Annotated in this window: 24 protein-coding genes, 1 tRNA gene and 1 other RNA gene; 9 read left to right on the plus strand and 17 right to left on the minus strand. The window is 68.3% G+C overall.

Going from position 1 to position 25,398, the window contains the following annotated elements:
• Positions 1-45 precede the first annotated feature (45 nt).
• Positions 46-1,224 (plus strand): succinyl-diaminopimelate desuccinylase, encoded by a 1,179-nt coding sequence (gene dapE / locus AC0IY1_RS20325; protein ID WP_471771900.1) that lies wholly within the window; start codon positions 46-48, stop codon positions 1,222-1,224.
• Between the two features lie 44 nt (positions 1,225-1,268).
• Here dapE and AC0IY1_RS20330 read toward each other — a convergent pair whose 3' ends face one another.
• From AC0IY1_RS20330 to recR, 5 genes are all read right to left on the minus strand, one after another.
• The gene (locus tag AC0IY1_RS20330) at positions 1,269-2,609 is read right to left on the minus strand and encodes a hypothetical protein (protein WP_471771903.1); all 1,341 of its coding nucleotides are present in this window, start codon (positions 2,607-2,609) and stop codon (positions 1,269-1,271) included.
• Positions 2,610-2,686: 77 nt separating this feature from the next.
• The gene (truA, locus tag AC0IY1_RS20335; protein WP_471771905.1) at positions 2,687-3,457 is read right to left on the minus strand and encodes a tRNA pseudouridine(38-40) synthase TruA; all 771 of its coding nucleotides are present in this window, start codon (positions 3,455-3,457) and stop codon (positions 2,687-2,689) included.
• Positions 3,458-3,476: 19 nt separating this feature from the next.
• Positions 3,477-4,406 (minus strand): methionyl-tRNA formyltransferase, encoded by a 930-nt coding sequence (gene fmt, locus AC0IY1_RS20340; protein WP_471771907.1) that lies wholly within the window; start codon positions 4,404-4,406, stop codon positions 3,477-3,479.
• Between the two features lie 22 nt (positions 4,407-4,428).
• Positions 4,429-4,944 (minus strand): peptide deformylase, encoded by a 516-nt coding sequence (locus AC0IY1_RS20345; protein WP_055947950.1) that lies wholly within the window; start codon positions 4,942-4,944, stop codon positions 4,429-4,431.
• 106 nt (positions 4,945-5,050) lie between these two features.
• Entirely contained in the window at positions 5,051-5,656 is a 606-nt protein-coding gene (recR, locus tag AC0IY1_RS20350) for a recombination mediator RecR (protein ID WP_055947953.1), read from the minus strand.
• 416 nt (positions 5,657-6,072) lie between these two features.
• Between recR and AC0IY1_RS20355 the strand changes: the two genes are divergently transcribed.
• Positions 6,073-7,689 carry a phosphoenolpyruvate carboxykinase gene (locus AC0IY1_RS20355; RefSeq protein WP_471771909.1) on the plus strand — a complete coding sequence of 539 codons (1,617 nt, stop codon included), beginning with the start codon at positions 6,073-6,075 and terminating at the stop codon, positions 7,687-7,689.
• A 64-nt stretch (positions 7,690-7,753) separates the two neighbouring features.
• Here the strand turns inward: AC0IY1_RS20355 and AC0IY1_RS20360 are convergent, their stop codons facing one another.
• The 5 genes from AC0IY1_RS20360 to ffs form a co-directional block, all read right to left on the minus strand.
• Positions 7,754-8,086 (minus strand): hypothetical protein, encoded by a 333-nt coding sequence (locus AC0IY1_RS20360; RefSeq protein WP_055947956.1) that lies wholly within the window; start codon positions 8,084-8,086, stop codon positions 7,754-7,756.
• Between the two features lie 144 nt (positions 8,087-8,230).
• Positions 8,231-10,075: a CHASE3 domain-containing protein gene (locus tag AC0IY1_RS20365; RefSeq protein WP_055947959.1), complete on the minus strand. Its 1,845-nt coding sequence runs from the start codon at positions 10,073-10,075 to the stop codon at positions 8,231-8,233.
• A 176-nt stretch (positions 10,076-10,251) separates the two neighbouring features.
• A complete protein-coding gene (locus tag AC0IY1_RS20370) occupies positions 10,252-10,572 on the minus strand; it encodes a YbaB/EbfC family nucleoid-associated protein (RefSeq protein WP_055947962.1) in 321 nt (106 codons plus the stop codon).
• 65 nt (positions 10,573-10,637) lie between these two features.
• Positions 10,638-12,611: a DNA polymerase III subunit gamma/tau gene (locus tag AC0IY1_RS20375; protein WP_471771913.1), complete on the minus strand. Its 1,974-nt coding sequence runs from the start codon at positions 12,609-12,611 to the stop codon at positions 10,638-10,640.
• Between the two features lie 68 nt (positions 12,612-12,679).
• An RNA gene (gene ffs / locus AC0IY1_RS20380) (signal recognition particle sRNA small type) lies at positions 12,680-12,776 on the minus strand.
• Between the two features lie 247 nt (positions 12,777-13,023).
• Between ffs and AC0IY1_RS20385 the strand changes: the two genes are divergently transcribed.
• Positions 13,024-13,491 carry a DUF5991 domain-containing protein gene (locus AC0IY1_RS20385; protein WP_471771915.1) on the plus strand — a complete coding sequence of 156 codons (468 nt, stop codon included), beginning with the start codon at positions 13,024-13,026 and terminating at the stop codon, positions 13,489-13,491.
• Between the two features lie 50 nt (positions 13,492-13,541).
• On the opposite strand, the gene AC0IY1_RS20390 is transcribed toward AC0IY1_RS20385, so the two are convergent.
• Complete coding sequence (locus AC0IY1_RS20390) at positions 13,542-13,805, minus strand: PepSY domain-containing protein (RefSeq protein WP_103708487.1); 264 nt, start codon at positions 13,803-13,805, stop codon at positions 13,542-13,544.
• 162 nt (positions 13,806-13,967) lie between these two features.
• Between AC0IY1_RS20390 and AC0IY1_RS20395 the strand changes: the two genes are divergently transcribed.
• Positions 13,968-15,503 carry a YifB family Mg chelatase-like AAA ATPase gene (locus AC0IY1_RS20395; RefSeq protein WP_471771917.1) on the plus strand — a complete coding sequence of 512 codons (1,536 nt, stop codon included), beginning with the start codon at positions 13,968-13,970 and terminating at the stop codon, positions 15,501-15,503.
• A 2-nt stretch (positions 15,504-15,505) separates the two neighbouring features.
• Here the strand turns inward: AC0IY1_RS20395 and AC0IY1_RS20400 are convergent, their stop codons facing one another.
• From AC0IY1_RS20400 to AC0IY1_RS20410, 3 genes are all read right to left on the minus strand, one after another.
• Positions 15,506-16,081 (minus strand): YgjV family protein, encoded by a 576-nt coding sequence (locus tag AC0IY1_RS20400; protein WP_471771919.1) that lies wholly within the window; start codon positions 16,079-16,081, stop codon positions 15,506-15,508.
• Between the two features lie 147 nt (positions 16,082-16,228).
• Positions 16,229-18,394, minus strand: coding sequence for a methylmalonyl-CoA mutase (gene scpA / locus AC0IY1_RS20405; RefSeq protein ID WP_055947976.1), 2,166 nt, complete (start codon positions 18,392-18,394; stop codon positions 16,229-16,231).
• Positions 18,395-18,561: 167 nt separating this feature from the next.
• Positions 18,562-19,470 (minus strand): N-formylglutamate amidohydrolase, encoded by a 909-nt coding sequence (locus tag AC0IY1_RS20410; protein ID WP_471771922.1) that lies wholly within the window; start codon positions 19,468-19,470, stop codon positions 18,562-18,564.
• Positions 19,471-19,677: 207 nt separating this feature from the next.
• Between AC0IY1_RS20410 and cpdR the strand changes: the two genes are divergently transcribed.
• From cpdR to AC0IY1_RS20430, 4 genes are all read left to right on the plus strand, one after another.
• Entirely contained in the window at positions 19,678-20,034 is a 357-nt protein-coding gene (gene cpdR / locus AC0IY1_RS20415) for a cell cycle two-component system response regulator CpdR (protein WP_003603128.1), read from the plus strand.
• A gap of 94 nt (positions 20,035-20,128) precedes the next feature.
• Positions 20,129-20,386, plus strand: coding sequence for a glutaredoxin 3 (gene grxC / locus AC0IY1_RS20420; RefSeq protein WP_103708489.1), 258 nt, complete (start codon positions 20,129-20,131; stop codon positions 20,384-20,386).
• Positions 20,383-21,231 (plus strand): carbon-nitrogen hydrolase family protein, encoded by an 849-nt coding sequence (locus AC0IY1_RS20425; protein ID WP_471771923.1) that lies wholly within the window; start codon positions 20,383-20,385, stop codon positions 21,229-21,231. The genes grxC and AC0IY1_RS20425 overlap by 4 nt, the downstream gene beginning before the upstream one ends.
• Positions 21,232-21,266: 35 nt before the next feature.
• Positions 21,267-21,758 carry a DUF1178 family protein gene (locus tag AC0IY1_RS20430; protein WP_471771925.1) on the plus strand — a complete coding sequence of 164 codons (492 nt, stop codon included), beginning with the start codon at positions 21,267-21,269 and terminating at the stop codon, positions 21,756-21,758.
• 3 nt (positions 21,759-21,761) lie between these two features.
• On the opposite strand, the gene AC0IY1_RS20435 is transcribed toward AC0IY1_RS20430, so the two are convergent.
• Positions 21,762-22,250, minus strand: a complete 489-nt coding sequence (locus tag AC0IY1_RS20435; protein ID WP_055947992.1) for a disulfide bond formation protein B — start codon at positions 22,248-22,250, stop codon at positions 21,762-21,764.
• A 20-nt stretch (positions 22,251-22,270) separates the two neighbouring features.
• Positions 22,271-22,852, minus strand: a complete 582-nt coding sequence (locus AC0IY1_RS20440; protein ID WP_055947995.1) for a YqaA family protein — start codon at positions 22,850-22,852, stop codon at positions 22,271-22,273.
• A gap of 138 nt (positions 22,853-22,990) precedes the next feature.
• Between AC0IY1_RS20440 and AC0IY1_RS20445 the strand changes: the two genes are divergently transcribed.
• A tRNA-Leu gene (locus AC0IY1_RS20445) sits at positions 22,991-23,075 on the plus strand.
• Between the two features lie 388 nt (positions 23,076-23,463).
• On the opposite strand, the gene AC0IY1_RS20450 is transcribed toward AC0IY1_RS20445, so the two are convergent.
• The gene (locus tag AC0IY1_RS20450) at positions 23,464-25,341 is read right to left on the minus strand and encodes a M10 family metallopeptidase (protein ID WP_471771927.1); all 1,878 of its coding nucleotides are present in this window, start codon (positions 25,339-25,341) and stop codon (positions 23,464-23,466) included.
• Positions 25,342-25,398 lie beyond the last annotated feature (57 nt).

Raw genomic sequence — 25,398 nt, forward strand, 5'->3', positions numbered from 1 at the left:
CGCCTATGGCCGTCCGCACCCGGACATCACGCGAGAGTCCCGCCCGTGCCGAACGCGCCCCTCGACCGCTCCCCCCTCGCCCTCGCCCAAGGCCTGATCCGCTGCCCCTCGGTGACCCCGGAAGAGGGAGGCGCCCTCGCCTGGCTCACCGGCATCCTCGCGGGGGCGGGGTTCCGCGTGGAGCGCCCGCGCTTCTCCGAACCGGGCACGCCCGACATCGACAACCTCTACGCCCGCATCGGTACGAAGGCGCCCTGCCTTCTGTTCGCCGGTCACACCGACGTGGTGCCCCCCGGCGATGTCGCCCGTTGGCGCCACGGCCCCTTCGCCGGGACCGTGGAGAACGGGGTGCTGTACGGGCGCGGGGCCGTCGACATGAAGGGCGGGATCGCCTGCATGCTGGCCGCCGTCCTCGACTACCTCGACGTGGCCGGTCCGGATCTTCCGGGATCGATCGGCTTCCTCATCACCGGCGACGAGGAAGGGCCTGCGATCAACGGCACGGTGAAGCTCCTCGAATGGGCCCGGGCCCGGGGCGAGCGCTTCGACCATTGCCTCCTCGGCGAGCCCACCAACCCGGACGTGCTCGGCGACATGATCAAGATCGGCCGGCGCGGCTCGCTCACGGGCCGGCTGACGGTGCAGGGACGCCAGGGCCACGTCGCCTACCCGGACCTCGCCGAGAATCCGATTCCCGGGCTCCTGCGCCTCGCCGCTGCGCTCCTCGCCGCGCCGCTCGATGCCGGCACCCAGCATTTCGGTGCCTCGAACCTGGAATTCACCACCCTCGACGTCGGCAACACGGCCACCAACGTCATCCCGGCCGAGGCGCGCGGCACCTTCAACGTCCGGTTCAACGATCGCTGGACCGCCGAGACCCTGAGCGCCGAGATCCGGGCCCGTCTCGACGCGGCGGCCGGCCGGAGCGTACGCTACAGCCTCGAACTGCTGCCCTCGAACTCACCCGCCTTCCTCACCGAGCCCGACGCCTTCACCGAACTCGTCGCCGGCGCCATCGCCACCGAGACCGGCCGCCGCCCGGTGCTCTCGACCACGGGCGGCACCTCGGATGCGCGTTTCATCAAGGAGGCCTGCCCGGTCATCGAGTTCGGCCTCGTCGGCCAGACCATGCACCAGACCGACGAGTGCGTGCCGGTCGCGGACCTGAACCGGCTCACGGCGATCTACACCCGCGTGCTGGCGGCGTATTTCGCCGGGCGCTAGCCCGTCCGTCGCGACCGCACGCGGGTGTTCGTGGCCTTGGCCCCTCAGGTCGCGTTGCCGGACGCGCCCGCGGGCTGGGCTCGGAAACGCCGGCAGTCCGGCCCGAGGCGGTCGCCCACCGCGATGAAGATCTGGCGCAACCGCTGGACGTGGGGGTCGTCGAGCCGCAATTCGATGCTGGCGACGACCAGGTCGACGGCGGCCTGCCGGTCCGCTGCCGCGTCGATCATGGGCGCGCCCAGGATGATGCGGCCGACTTCGAGCAACAGAGCCTCGTTGCGCGTCGCGCTCGGCGCGGCCAGCCGTTCGAGGTCGAACAGGGTCCGCACGCCCAGGGGCCAGAGCCGGATGACTCGCTCGCGCCCGACCGAGCAACAGAGCTGCGCCTGCGCGACCCAATCCATGATCTGATAAACCCCGTAGGGCGTCTCGACGAACAGCATCAGCGGGTTGGCGGCCGCCAGGTTCTGGGTCGAATGGATGTGGTGGTCGTCGAGACGGACACGGATCTCGCTGTCGATACCGTCGATGATCTCCACGGGCGTAATCTTGAAGGCGCGAAAGACCTCGCGTTCCTCCCGCTTGAAGTTCTTCAGCTTATCGCGCTGGAGGATGTTGCGCAGTACGACGTCGGGCATGATGCCGGCGACGAAACAGCCGGTAATCGCCAGGGCGAGCACCAGCGGGGAACGCATCGGGTCCTCAAGCGTCGCGATGGCTTCCGCGAGGCTCGTCCCAAACCGCAGCAGGCCGACCACCAGGATCGGCGCGAGGACGATGCCAATCACGATCTTGATCGTTTCGCCGACGATGGTCGCGGGGCTCAGGTCGAAGTTCTTGATCGCTCGGTACAGGTTGCGCAGCGCCGTGAGGTAGCTGCCGGCGAAGGCCGCACAGACGCCGAACAGCCAGACCGCGGTCCGATCCTGGTTCGTCAGACAGGTGCCATCCAGCCACGCGAACCCCGACCCCGTGGCGCACAGAAGCGTCGCAAGCAGCGAGAGGGTATGAAACACAGCGACTGCCGCCAGCACGCTGAAGGCGATGCTGCCGAGGATCCAGGCTGTTGTCGTGAAGTCCTCCCGGTGTCGCGATCGGTCAAAAATATCCAGAGATCCGTCCGATGAATCGGGCGATCCCCCTTTTCCAAACAGCTTGGGTCGGCCAACGAAGTACTTGTACTTCACGAATTCGAAGGATGGGATCAGACGTTGGCTCGAAGGCCCCGCAATGTCGAAGACGGCCGCCAAGTCCCGGACGATCTCCTGTCTCTGGCGCTTCACGGCTTCGCGGATTGCGATGAAGATGAAGGGCGACAGGGCAGCGAAGACGGTTGCGCCGAGGATGAGCAGATGAACAGGAGGATTCGTCACGGCAAATTCCATCGCCCCGATGCGAATTGCACCGGACGCGACGGATCATCAGGTTTCCTGCCGTCGTATCAACTTAAAGTAGGGAATTCTTAACGCACGGTTGTGTGATCGCCGTAATCGACGCCGACCAGAGTGAGCCCGCGGGCGGGGGCCAGGGGCCCGCAGCGGCTGCGGTCCCGACTTGCCAGGATCTCGCTCACGTCGTCCGCGCTGATACGGCCGGCGCCGGCCAGCATGAGGGTGCCGACCATCGAACGGACCTGATGATGCAGGAAGGCGCGCGCCGACGTCGCCACCACGATCTCGTCGTGCAGGCCCATCGGCAGGACGGCGACATCCAGCTGATCGAGGGTTCGGATCGGGCTCTTCGCCTGGCACTCGGCGGCCCGGAAGGCGGTGAAGTCGTGCAGCCCGAGGAGGCGTGCGGCCGCGTTGCGCATCAGCCCGACGTCGAGGGGCCAGGGGACCTGCCAGACATGGGCGCGGTTGAGCACGGGGGGGCTGCGCCGGTTGAGGATGCGGTAGCGATAGTGCCGGCGGGTGGCGGAGTGCCGCGCGTTGAAATCGGCGTCGACGATCTCGGCGCTGAGGATCGCCACCGGGTTCGGGCGCAGATGCGCGTTGAGCGCGTCCCGCACCACATCGGTGCGCCACGCCCGTTCGAGGTCGAGATGAGCCACCTGATGCGTGGCGTGGACGCCGGTATCGGTGCGGCCGGCGCAGGTGAGGCCCGCGACCTCGCCGGAGAAGCGCTTGACCGCCGACTCGATCGCGCCCTGGACGGAGGGCTGCGCGGTCTGGCGCTGCCAGCCGCAGAACGGGCTGCCGTCGTACTCGATGACGAGCTTGTAGCGCGGCATCAGGCGTGAACCGGTGCGGTCATGCCAACGGCGTCCCCGGCGTTCGGTGGGTGCCGCGCACGAACTCGGCCCCGCTGCTGACGCCTCCCTTTCCGGCGCGCCGCACTGCGCACAGGCGCACGGCACCCTCGCCACAAGCGATCGTTCCCTCGGCGTCGAGGAGCGTACCGGGGGTGCCGGAGCCCGGCACGGCCTCGGCCGAGAGCACCTTCACCCGCTCGGGCCCCTTGCCGAAATCCGCCTCGAAGAAGGCGCCGGGGAACGGCGACAGGCCCTGGACGTGGTTGGCGACCGCGTGGGCCGGTCGGGTCCAGTCGATCCGGGCCTCGTCGTTGGTGATCTTGTGGGCGTAGACCACGCCCTCCGGAGCCTGGGGGGTGAAGGCCAGTGCGTCCCGCTCCACATCCCGGAGCGCGCGGGCCATGAGGTCGGCGCCGAGCGGCATCAGCGCGTCGTGGAGTTGTCCGGCCGTCATGCCGGGGGTGATGGGAATCCGCGCCTCCAGCGCCACGGGGCCGGTATCGAGGCCGGCCTCCATGCGCATGATGCCGACGCCGCTCTCCGCGTCGCCGGCCATCACGGCACGCTGGATCGGGGCCGCGCCGCGCCAGCGGGGCAGGAGCGAGCCGTGCAGGTTGAGGCAGCCGTGGCGCGGCAGGTCGAGGATCGCCTGAGGCAGGAGCAGGCCGTAGGCGACCACCACGGCGACATCGGCCGCATGGCCGGCGAAGGTCCCGGCGGCCTCCGCACCCTTCAGGCTCGTGGGCGTCAACACCGGCGCGCCGAGGCTCTCGGCCATCGCCTGCACGGGGGAGGGCTTGAGCGCCATGCCGCGTCCGGCCTTGGCCGGCGCACGGGTGTAGACCGCCGCGATGGCGTGGCCGTCGGCGGCGAGGCGCGCCAGGGTCGGCACGGCGAAGTCCGGCGTGCCCATGAAGACGACGCGCATGGCTCTCCCCCCGCACCCGGTCTCAGACGTCGCCGCGCTTGGCCGCCTTGGCGAACTTCTTCACCACCCGGTCGCGCTTCAGCTTCGACAGGTGGTCGATGAACAGCACCCCGTCGAGGTGGTCGATCTCGTGCTGGATGCAGGTCGCCAGCAGCCCGTCGGCCTCGATCTCCTGCTCCCGGCCGTCGAGGTCGCGGAAGCGGACGCGCACGCGGTCGGGCCGCTCGACCTCCCCGTAGAATTCGGGGATCGACAGGCATCCCTCATCGTAGATCCGCTTCTCCTCCGAGGCCCAGACGATCTCGGGGTTGAGGAAGACCTGAGGCTGGCGGTCGTTCTCGTCCTTCGAGGTGTCGATGGTGACGATCCGCTTCGGCACGCCGATCTGGATCGCCGCGAGGCCGACGCCGGGGGCGTCGTACATGGTCTCCAGCATGTCGGCGGCGAGCGTCCGGATCTCGTCGGTCACGGGGCCGACCGGCGCGGAGGCAAGGCGCAGGCGCGCATCGGGCAGGATCACGAGGGGGCGGATGGTCATGGGGCGATCGGACTTGAAACGGGTGCGGGGCGGGCGGCGGCCTTGAGCCCCCGCAGATACGGGTGCACCGGAGGCCGGTCAAATACCAGGCCTGCGGGTTCCGGCGTCAGAACGGCGTGCGGCTGCGGATCGCGGCGGTGAGGGTGCCCTCGTCGAGGTAGTCGAGCTCGCCGCCGACCGGGACGCCGTGGGCGAGGCGGGTCACCTTGAGGCCGTGCGCCTTCAGGGATTCGGTGACGTAGTGGGCCGTCGTCTGCCCGTCGACGGTGGCGTTGAGAGCCAGGATGATCTCCCGCATGGCCGGGTCGGCGGCGCGGGCCACGAGGCTGTCGAGGTTGAGGTGCTCGGGCCGCACGCCGTCGAGGGCCGAGAGTACGCCGCCGAGGACGTGGTAGCGGGCCGTCACCGCGCCGGAGCGCTCCAGGGCCCAGAGGTCCGAGACGTCCTCCACCACCACCAGGGTGGCCGGGTCGCGCGCCGCGTCGCAGCAGATCGTGCAGGGATCGCGCGTATCGACGTTGCCGCAGGCCTGGCACACGACGATGCGTTCCGACGCCACCCGCATCGCGTCCGCCAGGGGCGCCAGCAGCGTCTCGCGCTTCTTGATGAGCTGCAGGGCGGCGCGGCGGGCGGAGCGGGGCCCCAGGCCCGGCATGCGGGCCAGAAGCTGGATCAGGCGCTCGATCTCGGGACCGGCGACGGCTTGTGCCATGGACGCAAATTCTCGTGACGGTGGGGACGCCCACGCGGCGGACGGCGGAGCGGTAGGCGGATGAGACGGTGCAGCTCCGGCGCGCCCGGCTGTTCCGTACCGCCTGACATAGGGTTTCCGGCCCGGAATTTCGCCCCCAGCGTTCCGGAAACGCGCCGAAAAGCTTGTCGCGCCGGCCCGGTTCACGGGGCCGCTCGGGTGTTCATCCTGGTCATGTAAGACTTTTTGTTGGCCAACAGGCGGATTGACGGCAACGGTGCCGTCTCTATTCAGGAGAGGCGCGGAACTCGAGCGGTGAACCTGCGCGCGGTGGACCTGACCAACCACGCGGACGCTCGAGATCCGAACGAATACGGAGAGCCGGCAGGGCTCCCGTCATGGGGGCGACGCGATCAGGTGCCCGAGGAGAGATGAGCGTGATGAATATTGGCCCGTTCAATGCAGCGCACGGTTCCGAAGCCATCGGGCTGCGCAACCTGAAGGCGGTTCACTGGAACCTCGAGGTTCCCCGCCTCTACGAAGAGGCTCTGGCGCGTGGCGAGGGCCAGCTCGCCCGGGGTGGCGCCTTCGTGGCCACCACCGGGTCTCACACCGGCCGCTCGCCCAAGGACAAGTTCGTGGTGCGCGACGCCGCCACGGAGAACGAGATCTGGTGGGACAACAACGGCGCGATCACGCCCGAGCAGTTCGAGACCCTGTACGCTGATTTCCTCGCCCATGCGGAGGGTCGCGAGCTCTTCGCCCAGGACCTGCGCGGCGGCGCCGACCCCTCGCACGGCGTCAATGCGCGGGTGTACACGGAGCTCGCCTGGCACTCCCTGTTCATCCGGAACCTACTGATCCGGCCGGATCGCGCGTCGCTCGCGGGCTACGTGCCCGAGCTGACGATCATCGACCTGCCGAGTTTCCAGGCTGAGCCGCACCGCCACGGCTGCCGCTCGAAGACGGTGATCGCCATCGACTTCGCGCGCAAGCTCGTCCTCATCGGCGGCTCGGCCTATGCCGGCGAAATGAAGAAGTCGGTCTTCACCTACCTGAACTACATCTTGCCCAAGGCCGGCGTGATGCCGATGCACTGCTCGGCCAACGCGGCCCTCGACGAGGCCGGCGACTCGGCCCTGTTCTTCGGCCTGTCCGGCACCGGCAAGACCACCCTCTCCAACGATTCCTCGCGCCAGCTCCTGGGCGACGACGAGCACGGCTGGAGCCAGGAGGGCATCTTCAACTTTGAGGGCGGTTGCTACGCCAAGACCATCCGCCTCTCGCGCAATGCCGAGCCGGAGATCTACGCCACCACCGAGCGCTTCGGCACGGTGATGGAGAACGTGGTGATCGACCCCGAGACCCGGATCCCGGACTTCGACGACGCCTCGCTCACCGAGAACACCCGGTGCGCCTATCCGCTCGACTTCATCGCCAATGCGAGCGCCACGGGGCGTGCCGCGCATCCCAAGAACATCGTGATGCTCACCTGTGATGCCTTCGGCGTGATGCCGCCGATCGCCAAGCTGACCGGCGCCGAGGCGATGTACCACTTCCTGTCCGGTTACACCGCCAAGGTTGCCGGCACGGAACGGGGGCTGACCGCACCCGAGGCGACGTTCTCAACCTGCTTCGGTGCACCGTTCATGCCCCGCCACCCCAGCGTCTACGGCAACCTGCTGCGGGACCTGATCGCCGATCATGACGTGGATTGCTGGCTCGTGAACACCGGCTGGACCGGCGGCGGCGTCGGCACCGGGCGCCGCATGCCGATCCGGGTCACGCGCCGCCTGCTCACGGCCGCCCTCGACGGCTCCCTGGCGCATGTCGAGTTCCGGCGCGACCCCTATTTCGGCTTCCAGGTGCCCGTCGCGGTCCCGGGCGTCGAGACGGAGGTGCTCTCTCCGATCGAGACCTGGACCAACAAGCCCGCCTTCCACGAGACCGCGACGCGCCTCGTCACGATGTTCCAGGAGAACTTCAAGCGCTTCGCCGCCCACGTGGACGCGGATGTCCGCGCTGCCGAACCGGTGCGCTCCGCGGCCGCCTGAGCGCTCGCCTTCCGGGGCGCGGCGCGCGAGCGTCCGCGTCCCGGCACGGAGTCCGATGCGGGCGCTACGGTTTCGGGATCGGACCGGTCGCAGGATCTTCGCCGCACAGCGCATCGTCGCACAGGACCTCGGGGGCATTCTCCCGCGCTTCGCGGAAGAGGACGCCGACTTCGTTGCCGCTGGACCAGATCGTGTGCGCCCGGTAGGCGGTCTCGCCCGGATCGAGGAAGAGGTCGAAGCTGTCCGGGACCTCGACCTCCGAGCAGAACGCGACACGTGCCCCGATGGGCGACAGGTTTCGCACGAGGCAGGGCGTCGTCTCGGCCGATGCCCCGTCGAGGGCAACACGACCGGACAGATGCGTCGAGGCTCGAACGGCGTGGCGATGCTCATCCATGCCGTCAGCAGACACGGGCATCCGTTAAGACAGCCCGACTTCAATCGGTGAAATGCGAGGCTATCGGCTGCAGACCGGTTGATGGCGGGGTAAATCGTGCCTCCGCCCGGGCATTCGGCACGCCGGCGTGCCGGGCAGGATCGCTCAGGCCGCCTCGCGCACCATCGCCTGACGCACCTTCAGGGCCAGCTGCTCCAGCGTATAGGGCTTGGCCAGCAACTGCACGTCGGCGTCGACGAGCCCGTTATGCACGATGGCGTTGCGCGTATAGCCCGTCGTGAACAGGACCGGCAGATCGGGCCGGCGCTGGTGGACGGCCTCGGCGAGTTCGCGGCCGTTGACCTCCGGCATGACGACGTCGGTGAAGAGTAGTGCGATCTCGGGATGCGTGTCGAGCATCTGCAGGGCATCCTTGGCGCCCTCGGCATGGATCACGGTGTAACGCAGGTCGCGCAAGGCCTCGACGGCCAGGTCGCGCACGCCGTCCTCGTCCTCGACGACCAGTATCACCTCCCGGGCCGAGCCCTCCGGGAGCATCGTCGGCGTGACGCGCTCCATCTCGGCGGCGTCACCGAAATGACGCGGCAGGTAGAGCCGGACCGTCGTTCCCCGCTCGGGCTCGGAATAGATCGCCACGTGCCCGCCGGACTGGCGAACGAAGCCGTAGACTTGGCTGAGACCGAGGCCGGTGCCCTGTCCGACGGGTTTCGTCGTGAAGAACGGATCGAACGCCTTGGCGGCAACGTCGGGCGGCATGCCGCTCCCGCTGTCCGTCAGGGCCACGAGGACGTATTGGCCGGCCGGAACGCCGGGATTCTGGGCGGCATAGGCCTCGTCGAGATGGACGTTGTCGGTCTCGATGATGAGGCGGCCGCCCTTCGGCATCGCGTCGCGGGCGTTCACCGCCAGGTTGAGAATCGCGTTCTCCAGTTGGTTGGCATCGGCCTGCGTGGTCCAGAGGTCGGGGGCCGCCACGGTCTCGATCCGGATGGATTCACCGAGGCTGCGGCGCAGCAGGTCGGACATCGCGGCGATGAGACGGTTACAGGCGATGGCCTCCGGGGCCAGGGGCTGCTTGCGAGCGAAGGCAAGCAGCCGATGCGTGAGGGTCGCTGCCCGGTCGGCGCCCTTGAGGGCCTGCTCGGCGTAGCGCTCCACCGCATGCTCTCCGCGCTCCAGCCGCCGCTTGAGGAGGCTGAGATTGCCGATGATGATCGCCAGCATGTTGTTGAAGTCGTGCGCGAGGCCGCCGGTGAGTTGACCGAGGGCCTCCATCTTCTGGGATTGCCGCAGGCGGTCCTCGAGCATGTCCCGGGTGGCGGCGGCCTCGATCAGGGAGGCGTTCGCTTCCTGCAGGGCGGCGTGGGCACGGAGTGTGCGCTGATGCCGCTGGCCCGCATCGATCACCACGTAGGCACCCAGCACGACCACCAGGATGACGGCCGCCGCGACGGCGAGTTGCACCTGGCGTGCCGCCTCGCCCGCCTGTTCCTGACGGCGGATCAGGCGGCTGTAATTGTCGGCCTGGGCCTCCCCGAAGAGCGTGCGGACCTCGTCCATGAGGTGCTTGCCCTCGCCGGAGCGCATGCGCGCCAGGGCCGCTTCGACTTGGCCGGCGCGGCGCAGGACGATGGTCTCCTGCATTTCCGCGACCTTGGCTTCGGCGGCGTGGCTCAGCCGGGCGATGATCGCCGCCATGCCGGGATTGCGTGCCACGGCCTCCGCGATGGTGGACAGGCGACCGGGCGTCCTCGCGACGGCCTCCTCGTAGAGCTTGAGGTAAATCTCGTCGCCCGAGAGGAGAAACCCCCGCTGACCCGATTCGGCATCCTGGATGCCGGAATACAGGGTGAAGATGGCGTCTCGAATGCGGACGCTGCGACGCAGTTCGGCTCGGTTCGCATCCTGCTCCGCAACCAGGCTGGCTGTCGCAGCAACTGTTGCGATCAGGAGTAGAAAGCCGACGATCAGGGGTGCAATGTCCCTCAAGCGTCCCGGTACAGCCTTGGGCTGTATCGGCGTAACCCGAGGAAGATGCGCATCAAAGTTCATGATCCGGCCGGCGGGAGAACGTTGGAGACCCAACGTTCCACTCCGCCGGCTCTATGGCAACGCTTCAACGACCAAATTGTGATCGATGTTGCTCAATTGCCGGATTGACGGACTTAGAACAGCTTCATGCCCGGGGGGATCGGCAGGCCCTTTGTGAGCTCGGCCATCCGCTCGGCTGCAACCTGTTCGGCCTTGCCGCGGGCATCGTTGACGGCGGCCACGATGAGGTCCTCGAGGATCTCGCGCTCGTCGGCCACCAGCATGGCGGGGTCGAGCTGCACGCCCTTCACGAGGCCCTTCGCCGTCATCGTCACCCGGACCGCGCCCCCGCCCGACGCACCGGACACCTCGACGGTGTCGAGCTCGTCCTGCAGGGAGGCCATCTTCTCCTGCATGGCCTGGGCCTGCTTCATGATGCCCATGAGGTCGCGCATCGGGTCTGCCCTCTCTCGTTCCGGAATTGGGATGGATCACATCTGGGGCGCCACGGCCCCGGAGGCTATGCCTCGTCGTCGGGCTCGTCGGTTTCTGCTTCCCCGGTGGGCGCGGCCTCGATCGCCGGCGACCCCTCGGGCGCCTTGTCGCGCACGTCGACGATCTGCGCGCCCGGGAAGCGGGCTAGGACCTCGCGGACCAGCGGATGGGCGGCGGCGTTCTGGTGGCGGGTCTCGGTGGCGGCGCGCGCGGTCGCGTCGAGGGTCGGATCGCCGGCCTCCTTCGACAGGGCGACGATCCAGCGCCGGCCGGTCCAGGCATCCAGGGCGCGGGCGAGGTCGTTGGCGATGCTCTGACGCCCGCCCTCGGCGAGGCGGAACTCGATGCGGCCCTCCTCGAAGCGCACGAGGTGGACCTCGCGCTCCAGGGCCATCTTCAGGCCGATATCGCGCTTGGCATCGGCCAGGGCGACGACGTCGGTGAAGCGGAGGAGGCGCGGCGCTTCGGGCTGCGGCGCCGGAGCCGGGTTTGCCAGGGCCGGGTTTGCCAAGGCTGGGTTTGCCAAGGCCGGGTTTGCCAAGGCCGGGCGCGCCCCGCCGCCATGGGCCGCCATGGTCAGGGCAGGGCGCGGCGGTGGCTCCCCGGAGAAGGTCGGGATCGGCGACAGGGCCGGGCGGGCCTCGGCCATGGTGGCCCCCGGGGACGGGGATACGGCCAGGGACGGGGCCACGGCGGGGGACTGCACGGCTAGGGACGGGGATTCGGCGGGGGACGGGGCCGCGGCACCGGTGGTCGCCGCCGGGCCCGTCAGCGCCTGGGCCTTCATCTGGCGCAGGGCCTCGTCCGGGGTCGGCAGGTCGGCGGCGTAGGCGAGGCGCACCAGGGCCATCTCGGCCGCCGCCAGGGGCCGGGTGGCCGTCTGCACCTCGGGGATCGCCTTGAGGAGAATCTGCCAGGCCCGCGACAGCACCCGGACCGAGAGGGTTTTGGCGAAGTCGCGTCCGCGCGACCGCTCCGCCTCGCTCAGGGTCGGGTCGGCGGCGGCCTCTTCCGGCACCAGCTTCAGGCGGGTGACGAGGTGGGTGAAGCTCGCGAGGTCGGACAGGATCACGGCCGGATCCGCGCCGGCCTCGTACTGCCCGCGCACCTCTGCGAAGGAGGCCGGGATGTCGCCGCGCATCACCGCTTCGAACAGGTCGACGATGCGGCCGCGATCCGCCAGCCCCAGCATGTCGCGCACGCTCTGGGCGCTGACGAGGCCGGCCCCGTGGGCGATCGCCTGGTCGAGGAGCGAGAGCGCGTCGCGCACGGAGCCCTCGGCCGCCCGTGTGATCGCCGCCAGCGCCTCCGCGTCGGCCTCGACGGATTCGGCGGCGCAGATCCGGCCGAGGTGCCCGACCAGGGTCTCCGCCTCGACGCGGCGCAGGTCGAAGCGCTGGCAGCGGGACAGGATGGTCACCGGCACCTTGCGGATCTCGGTGGTGGCGAAGACGAACTTGGCGTGCGGCGGCGGCTCCTCCAGGGTCTTCAGGAAGGCGTTGAACGCCTTCTCCGAGAGCATGTGGACCTCGTCGACGATGTAGACCTTGTAGCGGGCCGAGACCGGCGAATAGCGGATGCCGTCGATGATGCCGCGCACGTCGTCGATGCCGGTGTGCGAGGCGGCATCCATCTCCAGCACATCCATGTGCCGGGATTCCATGATGGCCTGGCAGTGCCGGCCGAGCTCCGGCATCGCGATGGTGGGCCCCGTATCGGGATGGCCGTCGCGCACGTAGTTCAGGCCGCGGGCGAGGATCCGGGCCGTGGTGGTCTTGCCGACGCCGCGCACGCCGGTGAGCATCCAGGCCTGGGGAATGCGGTTGGCCGCGAAGGCATTGGCCAAGGTTCGCACCATGGCGCCCTGGCCGATCAGATCGTCGAAGTTCTGGGGCCGGTACTTGCGCGCCAGCACCCGATAGGGTGTGGCGGCCGGGGTCGGCTCGGGAAGGCCGGGCAGGAGCCCGGCGTCGCTCAGAGGACCGGAGGTCGCGTCCATGCCGCCTTGCTGGGTTGGTGCGGCTCCGGTCGGAGGGTGCCGCCACGCGAGCCCGAGGCATCGATCGAGGTGGGAGGCTGGACGAAGACCCGCTCGGTCTCGTTAGGGCTGCTTCCTTCCGGACCTGACCCGGTTGGCGAGTGAAACGTCCCTCGCCAACCTCCCGAGCGCTATATGGCTGCCGCGCGCGACGGATGCAAGCGGAGTCCGGGTCTCGACGCGGAGTCCGGGTATTCCACGGAGATTTTCGGTATTCCAAGCGAATGCGGGGTATTCCAAGCGAATGCGGGGTATTCCGAGCGAAATCCGCCTCGGAGGGCGGCTCGCGACAGCCCGCGGCGTGCCCGCAAATCGCCCGATCCCTGCGCCAACGTCCGCCCCCTGATCTGTATCGTCCAAGAGGGAGACGCCGATGACGCGGCGGTTCGGCTTGAGCCTGATGGTATCCACGTGCCTCGTGGCGGGCCTGATGGCGGCATCTGCTGCGCCCGAGGCGCCGAGAGCCTGGGCGGGGCGCTATCTCTACGAGCACGATGCTGGTCGCACCGTCGGCGGATCGCCGATCGTCGTCACCTACGAACTCGACATCGCTCCGGGACGCGGCAACCGTGACTGTCTGTTGCGGATCGAGGGCTTCCAGACCGACGAGACCATCGTCTGCAAGGCGAGCGGCACGGCCGAGAGCGTGTCCGTTGCGTTTCACACCTTCGGCGACGGTCGCACGGTCAACGCCTACGGTACGCGGCTCTACGATGTCGGCCTGAACCTGTTCGAGATGCACCGGGGCGGCGACGCCGTCCTGACGCAGTGGCGCGCGCTCAATCCGAGCGGTGCCGGCTCGGCCGCGCCGGCCGGCACCTATTTCACCCGTCAGGGCTGAACGTCGAAGCGAGGCCTATTCGGTGGTCCGCCCCAGATGAGCATCGTGAACTACTCGGCCTTGCGCTTCACGATGGCGAAGGTCTTGGGGTCGAGTTCCAGGTCGAACTGCTTCCCATTGGCATCGATGGCGTCGTCGACTTCAATCTCGTCGTCCTCGACCTCGATCTTCTTCCATTTGGTGAAGCCTTCCTGCTTCAGCACGGCTTCGATCTTGGTCTGCTCTTCCGGGGTCGGCTTCCGGTCGGCAAAGGCGGATCCGGTAAAGGCGAGGCCGAGAGCGAGGGCGGTGAGGCCCGTGAGCTTGATCGACATGGTGTCTCCCTGCTGTGTTGAGAAATGTTTCTGACCCCAGTCGAACCACTCAGCCTGGGTGAGGTTCCTGCCGACGTCGTACGATGGCTGCGCCCAGAGGTTGTGTCCGAGTGCGGTGCCTCCTAGGGTCGCCGGATCTTTCCGCCCCAGGATCGGTCCAGCATGGTCACGCGCGTCGCCACCGTGGCGTTCGAGGGCATCGAGGCGCGGGCCGTCGATGTTCAGGTTCAGATCGCCCCCGGCATCGTCGCCTTCACGGTGGTGGGCCTCGCCGACAAGGCCGTGGCGGAATCCCGGGAGCGCGTGCGGTCGGCGCTGATCGCCTCCGGCCTCGCCCTGCCGGCCAAGCGCATCACCGTCAATCTTGCCCCGGCCGACCTGCCGAAGGAGGGCTCGCACTACGACCTGCCGATCGCCCTGGCGGTGATGGGGGCCATCGGTGCCCTGCCGGCGGATGCGCTCGCGGGCTACTGCGTTCTCGGCGAACTCGCCCTCGACGGCACGATCACGGCCGTGTCCGGCGTCCTGCCCGCCGCCATGGCGGCCAGTGCCCTCGGCCTAGGCCTGATCTGCCCGGCCGCGACGGGGCCCGAGGCCGCGTGGGCCGGCGGCGACCTCGACGTGCTGGCGCCGCGCTCCCTCATTCAGCTCGCCAACCACTTCAAGGGGACCCAGGTGATGGCCCGGCCGGAGCCGGCGGTGGCCGTGCCGGGCGCCCCCTTGCCGGACCTGCGCGACATCAAGGGTCAGGAGGGGGCCAAGCGCGCCCTGGAGATCGCGGCGGCCGGCGGCCACAACTTGCTGATGAACGGGCCACCGGGAGCGGGCAAGTCGATGCTCGCCGCGCGCCTCCCCTCGATCCTGCCGCCACTGGCGCCGCGGGAGCTCCTCGAAGTCTCGATGATCCAGTCGGTGGCGGGCGAACTGAAGGGCGGCGCGCTCTCGAACCGGCGCCCGTTCCGGCAGCCCCACCATTCCGCCTCCATGGCGGCCCTGGTCGGCGGGGGCATCAATGCCCGTCCGGGCGAGGCCTCGCTCGCCCATGGCGGCGTGCTGTTCCTCGACGAATTACCGGAGTTCACGCCCCAGGTGCTCGATTCCCTGCGCCAGCCGATGGAGACCGGGACGATCATGATCGCGCGGGCCAATCACCGCGTGACCTACCCAGCCCGCTTCCAGCTGGTCGCGGCGATGAATCCCTGCCGCTGCGGGCAGGCGCTGGAGCCGGGCTACGCCTGCCGCAGGGGGCCGAACGAGCGCTGCATCGCCCAGTACGGCGCGCGGATCTCTGGGCCGCTCCTCGATCGTATCGACCTGCGCATCGAGGTCGGGGCGGTGACGGCCGCCGACCTCATCCTGCCACCGCCCTCGGAGGGCTCGGCCGAGATGGCGGCGCGCGTGGCGACCGCCCGCGCTCTGCAGGCTGCGCGCTACGCGGCCTACGATCCCGACGCGACGTTCACCAATGCCACCTGCCCGTCGCCGGTGATCGAGGCCGTCGCCGCGCCGGACCCGGAGGGCGCCGCCCTGATCCGGTCGGCCGCCGAGACCATGCGGCTCTCGGCGCGCGGCTTCCACCGGACCCTGCGCGTCGCCCGCACCCTGGCCGACCTCGACGGCGAGGCCCAGGTCCGCCGCATCCACCTCGCGGAGGCCCTGTCCTATCGCGGGCGGACGGAGCAGACCGCCGCGGTATGACCTCAGGCGGCGGGGAGCGCCTGCGATGCGGGGTGCCGCCGCTGGTGGCGGATCAGCGCGAGCGTCAGGCCCGACAGGGTGAGCAGGTCGCAGGTGAGCCCGAAGACCGAGCCGACCAGGGCGTTATGAAAGGCCCAGCACAGGCTGGCGCCGAGGAAGAGCCGCCGCATACCCTGCGGGTCGCCCTGGAGGCGCGCGGCCGTCGCCAGCAGGGCCCCGAGCCCGGCACAGGCCGAGGGACCGCCGTTCCAGGTCGCCAGGGTCAGGCCGGCGGCGACGAGGGTTGTCGCGGCGAAGAGGGGGCCGACCCAGGGAGCGCGGCTCTGCGGCCCGATCGCATGCGCCGAGACCAGGTTCTGCAGGAGGGCGATGGCGCACATGGCCGTGCCGGTGAGTGCACCGAGATGGAGATAGTGAAGGCCGAACGCGGTGGCGCATCCGGCGGAGGCGAGGAGCATCCCGCGGCGATGCGGCATGATCCCGGCGGCGAATCCCAGCAGCAGGCCGAGGGTTCCGAAGAGGTCGAGATGTGGTTTCGCTGCTGCCCAGCCGATCTGAGCCCACTCGATGACAATCATGGTCCGCGCCCGGTCGGCGCAGAAGCGCGCCGCACTCGATGCAGGCGCTAGGTCGTCATGGTAACCGGTCGGTTAACGCGTCTTGTCGAGGGCCGGAGCTGTCGTCCGACTGCCACAGCGGGCGAACGGACCGCCCGCTGGACCGTCCTATTCCGCGGCCTGGCGGGCGGCGTAGCCGAGCCGCCCGTTCAGCTCCTCGATCAGCTTCACGGCGGCCTCCGCGATGACGGTGCCGGGCGGGAAGATCGCCGAGGCACCGGCGGCGTAGAGGGCGTCGTAGTCGCCGGGTGGGATCACGCCGCCGATGACGATCATCACGTCGCCGCGGCCCTGCTCCGTCAGCGCCGCCTTGAGCTCGGGCACCAGGGTCAGGTGGCCGGCAGCCAGCGACGACACGCCGACGATGTGGACGTCGTTCTCCACCGCCTGCCGCGCCGCCTCGGCGGGAGTCGCAAAGAGCGGTCCGATATCCACGTCGAAGCCGAGATCGGCGAAGGCGGAAGCGATGACCTTCTGGCCGCGGTCGTGGCCGTCCTGCCCCATCTTGGCGACGAGGATGCGCGGGCGGCGCCCGTCATTTTCCTCGAAGGTCTCCACGAGCTTGCGAACGGTCTCGACCACCGGCGACATGCCACCCACCTCCCGCTTGTAGACGCCCGAGATCGAGCGGATCTCGGCCCGGTGACGGCCCCAGGCCTTCTCCAGCGCATCCGAGATCTCGCCGACCGTGGCCTTGGCCCGCGCCGCACTGACCGCGAGTTCGAGCAGGTTGCCCTGGCCCTGTGCCGCGGCCGTGAGGGCGGCCAGCGCCGCGTCGACGTCGGCCTGGCTGCGCTCGGCGCGCAGGCGCTTCAGCTTGTCGATCTGCAGGGTGCGGACGTTGCCGTTGTCGACCCGCATCAGCTCGATGGCGCGATCGTCGTCGGGCTTGTACTTGTTGACGCCAACGATGGTCTGGCGGCCGGAATCGATCCGAGCCTGGGCGCGGGCGGCGGCCTCCTCGATTCGCAGCTTCGGGATGCCGGCCTCGATGGCCTTGGCCATGCCGCCGAGCTCGTCGACTTCGCGCAGGTGCTCCCAGGCGCGGGTGACGATGTCCTGGGTCAGCTTCTCGACGTAGTAGGAGCCGCCCCACGGATCGACGATGCGGGTGGTGCCGCTCTCCTGCTGCAGGAAGAGCTGCGTGTTGCGGGCGATGCGGGCCGAGAAGTCGGTGGGCAGGGCCAGCGCCTCGTCGAGCGCGTTGGTGTGCAGGGACTGGGTGCCGCCCTGCGTCGCCGCCATCGCCTCGATGCACGTCCGGGTGACGTTGTTGAACACGTCCTGGGCGGTCAGCGACCAGCCCGAGGTCTGGCTGTGCGTGCGCAGCGGCAACGACTTGTCGCTCTTCGGTTCGAACTCCTTGACGAGCTTGGCCCAGATCAGGCGCGCAGCCCGCATCTTGGCGATCTCCATGAAGAAGTTCGTCGAGATCGCCCAAAAGAACGACAGGCGCGGGGCGAACTGGTCGATGGTCAGGCCAGCCGCCAGACCCGCCTTGATGTACTCGACCCCATCCGCCAGCGTGTAGGCGAGCTCGAGGTCGTTCGTCGCCCCGGCCTCCTGCATGTGGTAGCCGGAGATCGAGATCGAGTTGAACTTCGGCATGTTCTTCGACGTGTAGGCGAAGATGTCGCCGATGATCCGCATCGAACCCGCCGGCGGATAGATGTAGGTGTTGCGGACCATGAACTCCTTGAGGATGTCGTTCTGGATCGTGCCGGCGAGCTTCTCCGGCGGCACGCCCTGCTCCTCGGCCGCGACGATGTAGAGGGCGAGGATCGGCAGCACCGCGCCGTTCATCGTCATCGAGACGGTCATCTCGTCCAGCGGGATGCCGGAGAACAGCGTCCGCATGTCGTAGATCGAATCGATCGCCACGCCGGCCATGCCGACATCGCCCGAGACACGCGGGTGATCGGAATCGTAGCCGCGGTGGGTGGCAAGGTCGAAAGCCACCGAAAGGCCCTTCTGCCCGGCGGCGAGGTTGCGCCGGTAGAAGGCGTTCGAATCCTCCGCCGTGGAGAACCCGGCATACTGCCGGATCGTCCAGGGCTGGGTCACGTACATCGTCGGGTAGGGACCGCGCAGGTAGGGTGCCACCCCTGGGTAGGTGTCGAGGAACTCGATGCCGTCGCGATCCTCGGGGCCGTAGACGCCCTTCACCGGAATGCCCTCGGGCGTCATCCAGGGTTCGCCCGTGGGCGGCACCGGAGCCGGGATGGCATCGGCCGCGTAGGGAACGGTCGCGAAGTCGGGGATGCGAGACGTCATGGGCTCTGGCTCGTGCGGCAGCGGCGTCCCTGCATTATAGGTACGCGCACAATCTGGGCTACCTCTAACCGGACTTCGCCCGGATGGGGCCGGCAAAACCGTCACTTTCGCGCATGCGAGCGGCAAATCTTTTCGGGCCGCTGCCAAATCTTTCTTGTCGGATGCCCCTATTCAGCGGCCATCCGGGAGGGGGCGAGGCCCTGGACCTCGGCGGCCACGGCTGCCACGACGCTGCGCAGGTGCCAGACGAGTTCCGAGAAGCCCGGCGTGATCGCGAGGGAGGCCTCGTTCATGTAGAGGCTGCGGTTGATCTCGATCTGCAGGGCGTGGCGCTCGACGTTCGGTTCGCCGTAATGCTCGGTGATGAAGCCGCCCGCGTAGGGCTTGTTGCGCAGGACGCGGTAGCCGCGAGCGCGCAGGTGGTGCTCGAAGGCGTCGATCAGGATCGGCGCGCAGGCCGTGCCGAAGCGGTCGCCCAGGATGATGTCCGCCCGCGCCGCCTCGTCGCGCCCGAGGCTCGACGACGGCATCGAATGGCAGTCGATGAGGATGGCGTGGGCGAACTGGCGGGCGGTGCGCTGGATCAGGCTGCGCAGCGTGCGATGATAGGGCTTGTACAGCGTCTCGATCCGCTCGACCGCGACCTCCACCGGCAGCCGTCCGCGATAGATCTCCTGCCCGTCGGCCACGAGGCGCGGGATGGTGCCGAGGCCGCCCGCCACCCGCATGGAGCGGGTGTTGGCGAAGGCCGGCAGGCGTCCGTCGAACATGCGCGGATCAAGCTCATAGGGCTCGCGGTTCACGTCGAGGAAGGCGCGCGGGAAATGTGCCCGCATCAAGGGGGCCCCGAGATCGACCACCGGGGCGAACAGCCGGTCCACGTGCGCGTCTTCCGAGCGCCGCAGCGCGAGCCCGTCGAGGCGCGAGGCGGCCAGGAAGGCGGGTGGGTACACCGCGCCGGAATGCGGTGTGTTGAAGACGAAGGGGAGGGTATGCGCCGTCGGCTCGTCCACCGTGAAGGGCGGATCGAAGACCGCCGCTCCGGACGCTTCGGGGGTCTGGAACGGCTCTGTCATCGCGGCGCGGGCGCCTCGGTGCGGACGGGACAACGCATCGACTCACTTTGCGGTTTGCCAACTCGCCTGTCCAGCAGGACGGAGGCGTCGCAAGGCCGCTCTGGGTGCCGTTGGACACCCCGTCCCGTCGGGCTGGCAACGTTCTGTTTACCAAGCCGGTGCTTTGTGGAAAGAACACGTCGAATCAAAGGTACGGGACGCTGCTCGATGAAGATCCTCCTGGCGGAAGACGACAACGACATGCGCCGCTTCCTGGCCAAGGCGCTGCAGAACGCCGGCTACGACGTGCTGTCGTTCGACAATGGGCTGTCGGCCTATAATCGCCTGCGCGAGGAGCCCTTCGAGCTGCTGCTCACCGACATCGTGATGCCCGAGATGGACGGGATCGAGCTGGCGCGTCGCGCCACCGAGCTCGACCCCGACATCAAGGTGATGTTCATCACGGGCTTCGCCGCCGTGGCTCTGAACCCGGATTCGAAGGCCCCGAAGGACGCCAAAGTCCTGTCGAAACCCTTCCATCTGCGCGACCTCGTCAACGAGGTCGAGAAGCTTCTGGCCGCCTGAGCGTAAACGCCAGCGCCCTCACCGAATCGAGGCAGTAGGAAGAGCCCGCCGGCTCGCCTATATGCTGTACGGATTGGGATGGGGCGTTTCGACGATGAAGCCGGTCACGATCTATACAACCGCGTGGTGTCCCTACTGCTCGGCGGCCAAGAGCCTGCTGCGCGACAAGGGCATCGCGTTCACCGAGATCGACGTCGAGCGGACGGCCGGCGCGCGCACCACCATGGTCCAGCGCGCCGGGGGCCGTACGAGCGTGCCGCAGATCTTCGTCGGCGACACCCATGTGGGTGGCTGCGACGACCTCTATGCCCTGAACGGTGCCGGCAAGCTCGACGCCCTGGTGGCCTCATGAACGACGCGACCAAATTTACGGCCGCGTGCGTACAGATGCGCTCGGGCCGCGATCCGCTCGCCAACCGCGACGCCGCCGTGGCCCTGGTCCGCGCGGCCGCGGATGCCGGGGCGCACTACGTCCAGACGCCCGAGATGACCTCTCTGGTGGAGCGCAGCAAGGCGAGCCTGTTCGAGAAGGTCACGGCCCAGGACAACGACCCGACGCTGGCGGCGCTGCGCGACGTCGCCCGTGAGCGCGGCCTCGTGCTCCAGATCGGGTCGCTCGCCGTGCGCAACGGCGACAAGGTCGCCAACCGCGCCTTCCTGATCGATGCCGAGGGAGCGATCACCGCCTCCTACGACAAGCTGCATCTCTACGACGTCGACCTGCCCAACGGTGAACGCTGGCGCGAATCGGCGACCTATACGGGCGGCGCCTGCGCCGTGATCGCCGACACGCCCTGGGCGGCCATCGGCCTCGCCATCTGCTATGACATCCGCTTCCCGGCCTTGTACCGGGCCCTGGCGGAGGCGGGCGCCACCGTCCTGACGGCGCCGGCCTGCTTCACCAGGCAGACGGGCGAGGCGCACTGGCACGTGCTGCACCGGGCCCGCGCCATCGAGACCGGCTCGTTCATGATCTCGGCCGCGCAGGGGGGACACCACGAGGATGGACGCGACACCTACGGTCACTCCCTGATCGTCGATCCCTGGGGCCGAATCCTGGCCGACGCCGACGGAGCCGAGCCGGGGGTGATCCTCGCCGAGATCGATCTTGCCCGCGTGGCCGATGCCCGCGCCCGCATTCCGACCCTGGAGCATGCCCGCCCCTTCACGATCGAGCGGGTGGGGCGCGCCTCCTGACACCGCCCGCAGACGCGTTCCGAAAACCCTGACCCATGATCCGCTACACCCTCGTCTGCGAGGCCGAGCACGGCTTCGAGAGCTGGTTTCCGTCGAGTGATTCCTTCGACGCCCAGGCGGCACGCGGGCTGGTCTCCTGCCCGGTCTGCGGCTCGGTCCGGGTCAGCAAGAGCATGATGGCGCCCTCGGTCGCCCGGATGGATCGCGGTCCTCGCACGCTTCCGGCCCCCGTCGGGACCCCCGCGGAGGCTGGCGCGTCTCCCGCCAAGCCGCCGGCGACGCCGCAACTGGCACTCACCGAGCCCGAGCAGCGCCTGCGCGCCCTGATGCGGGCGATGCGCGAGGAGGTGACGCGGAACGCCGATGATGTCGGGGCACGCTTTCCGGAGGAGGCCCGGCGGATTCATTACGGCGAGACCGAGACCCGTGCGATCTACGGCGAGGCGAGCCTCGAGGAGGCCCGCGCCCTCGTCGACGAGGGCATCGCGGTGGCGCCCCTCCCGCCGGCCTCCGACGACCGGCACTGAGCCTCAGCGCTTCAGCGCGGCGGTCCCGGCGATCGACGAGAGGGCGAAGGCGATGAGCGCGTTCCAGCCCGCGAGAGAGATCCCGGCCAAGCGCCAGGCCGCCGTGGAGCAATCGGCCACGCGCGTGGTCTGGAGTGCGTTCAGAAAATCGCCGACGGCGGCCGGATTGGCGCCCGCGCCACCGCCGCAATCGGTGGGGCCGGCCCAGAGGCTCCACTCCGCGCCCGCGTGATAGACGCTCAACCCGGCTCCATAGAGGAGGCCGAGGGCGGCGAGGCCGAGGACGAGACGGGTGGCCCAGGCGGGCAGGACCAGGCCCAGGACCGCCAGCGGAATCGCCGCGTAGTAGGGAATGCGCTCCTGCAGGCAGAGCTTGCACGGCACGTAGCCGAGCCCCCACTGGAAATACCAGGCTCCCGCGAGCGTCGTTACGGATCCGACGAGCAGGAGGAGGGCGGTGCGGCGCAGGCGCAGGAGCGAGGCGTAGTCCATCTGTCTACAATCACCTTGGTCTAGAGCAACACCTTGAACAGCACGAAGCCGAGGATGATGACGGCGACGGAGATCGCCGCCACCACGTTGAGGTGCCGGTCGAGCACCCCCCGGATCTGAACGCCGTAGCGGCCCAGAAGTCCCGCCAGGATGAAGAACCGGGCGCCGCGCGTCAGCAGCGACAGCACCACGAACCAGAACAGGTCGTAATGGGCGAAGCCCGAGGTGATGGTCACGAGCTTGAACGGGATCGGCGTCAGGCCCTTCAGCAGAATCACCCAGTGCCCGTACTCGGCGTAGGAGGCCTGGAAGGTCGCGGCCTTGTCGGACAAGCCGTAGACCCGGAACACCCATTGCCCGATGGAGTCGAACAGCAGGGCGCCGATGGCGTAGCCGAGGAGGCCGCCCGCCACGGAGGCCAGGGTGGTGATCAGGGCATAGAACCAGACTCGGTCCGGCCGGCTCACCGCCATCGGCACCAGCATCACGTCCGGCGGCACCGGGAAGAACGAGCTCTCGGCAAAGGCCACCGCCCCAAGGGCGTAGGGCGCGGAGGGCTTGCCCGCGAGCGCGAGGATCCACTCGTAGAGGCGACGGATCATGAGGGGTCCGGGAAGGCTGGAAGGGATGGGCGGCGCCCTTTGACCATACGGCGCCGTTCCTGGCGAGCGCTCGCAGACCGCACTGCGAAGAAAACCCCTCTGGCCGAAACCGGGAAGGTGTGCGATGACGCGGATGCTGCGGGCGTGGTGGAACTGGTAGACGCGCCGGACTCAAAATCCGGTTCCGCAAGGAGTGTCGGTTCGATTCCGACCGCCCGCACCACTCGGCTCCCCTAGCCATCGCGATTCGGCCCGAGCGCCCAGGTGCGCCTCGACCCGTCTCATCTCGGTGTGCGGCCCGCGAAAAGCGGGCGATCGACGACCTTGGCATGGTGGCTCTCGCTCGATCCCCGCCCTGACCGGCCTGACGTTGCGGGGAGAGCCGAGAGACAATCCATCGCGCGGTATCCTGGACGGACGGTCCGGTCGGCTCCGCCTGCGCGCGGACCCGTGATGCAGGGACAATTCTGCCGATCTGGGCGATCCCAACGAATGAAGTCGACGCTGCCCTCGCCGTGAGCCTCGGAAAGCGCGGCTCCCCAGGCCGCTCGACCGGAGCAGACCTGCGGCGCGGGCGCGCCGTAGGTCTGTCTTCGTTTCAAGTCTGGTCCTCAGGCGACGAGCAACACGTCGTGTTTCAGGCTCCCGATAAGGTCGAGGTTGGTCACGCCGGCGATCTGGAACGTCTCGCTCAACTCCCCCCAAAGGTCGGTATCCGCCGTGATCGTGTAGACGTCCGTGCCCATCGTTTGGCTCAGCGTGGCGCCCGGACCGAAGCCGGAGAACGCCAGGCGGTCGCCCGCCGACGCACCTGCGTCGTTGAAGTCCATGACCTTGTCGCCGTTGGTCTCGCCCGGGCGGAACACGAAGGTGTCGGTGCCGCCCCCGCCGATGAGCACGTCCTTACCGCTGTCGCCGTCGAGGACGTTGTCCGCACCGTTGCCGATCAGGGTGTTGCCGAGGGCGTTGCCCGTGCCCGTCAGATCGGCCGTGCCGGTCAAGGTCAGGGCATCGAGGCTGGTTCCGAGGGTGTAGCTGATCGAGGACCGCACGGTGTCGATGCCTTGGCTGGTCATTTCGACCACGAGATCACCGCGCGCGCCGACGACGTAGGTGTCGTCGCCCATGCCGCCGATCATGAGGTCGTCGCCGGTGCCGCCGTCGAGCGTATCGTCGCCGGTACCACCGTAGAGCCAGTCATCGCCGGCGCCGCCCGACAGCGTGTTGGTGGCCGCGTTGCCCATGAGGACGTTGTCCAGCGTATTGCCGGTGGCGTCGATGGTGCCCATCCCCGTGAGCTTCAGGTTCTCGACGTTGGCGCTGAGCGCGTAGGAGATCGCCGCAAGGACGGTGTCCGTGCCCTCTCTGGTCGACTCGATGACACTGTCGTCGATGCTATCCACCACGAAGGTGTCGTTGCCGATGCCGCCCGCCACCGTGTCGGCGCCGAGGCCGCCGTCGAGGCGGTCGTTCCCGGCACCGCCGGTCAGCGTGTCGTTGCCCAAACAACCGGCCAGCGCATTGTCAACGCTGTTTCCGACAATCGTATCGTTGCCCGCTCCGCCGATGGCGTTCTCGATGAGAGACGCGGTATTGTCGTCATACAGGAGGGCATTGGCAATATTGCCAGCCGCCGGATGACCTACTCCGAGCTGAGCCAGTTGACTGACGGAGGTTACCGTCCACTTTCCGGGAGACAGGTCGATACTCAAATTTGTCCCATAATTCGAGAAATCGTATGTATCATTTCCTCCCCCATCCCAGATCGTCATGAACAGGCGATTTTCCAACGGAATGGAGAATCCATTGCCATCGATCGAGAGCTGGCCAGTATCGGGGCTCCACTGGTAGCGATTGTCGCCTGCGTTGACGTCATAATTCGCTCCGTACATGTATTGCAGCGCGGCAATGTCGTACATCATCAGCGATTGAGGAAAGCCGTTGAGCTCGTTTTCGGCATACCCTCCATCTGAGCCGACATAGGATTTGGCCATGATCGTGTATTCGCTTGAATCATGCTCATAGGTCATGGCCCCGAATACACCGGGCTCATTGCCGTGCTTGAAGCCCAGCGCATGCCCGATTTCATGGAGCATCGCAGAAAAAGCATAGGTTCCGACGACCGGGTCGTCGAACCCTACCGTATTATACCAAGTGTCGCCGGCATCGGGGCCATTGCCTGGATAGTAAGCCCACGCATTTGGGGGCATATCCGACATGGCGAAACGTAAATCGCCGGCCCCTCCGTCGACCTCGGTGAAAGAGAGATCTGCGACTGAGGCGACAGAACTCAACATCTCTCGGACAACTTCCTTTTGCCGCTCGCTGAAAGACTGGAAGTTTAAATCCCTCTCGCCTCTGTATTCGTACTGGGCAGGATCGGTGGGAAAACTGAACGTCATATCGGTGTTCGTCCAGCGCAAGCCTGCCAGCAATCCATTGATGTCTTGATTGCCGCTTGCAGGGACAGGCGCATAAGTATTGGCCATTTTACACTCCAGTCGGTACGAATTAGCTCTTCGAAATCCTAGATATCTGCTCGCGAT

It is taken from the genome of Methylobacterium sp. AC690, from assembly GCF_979256535.1.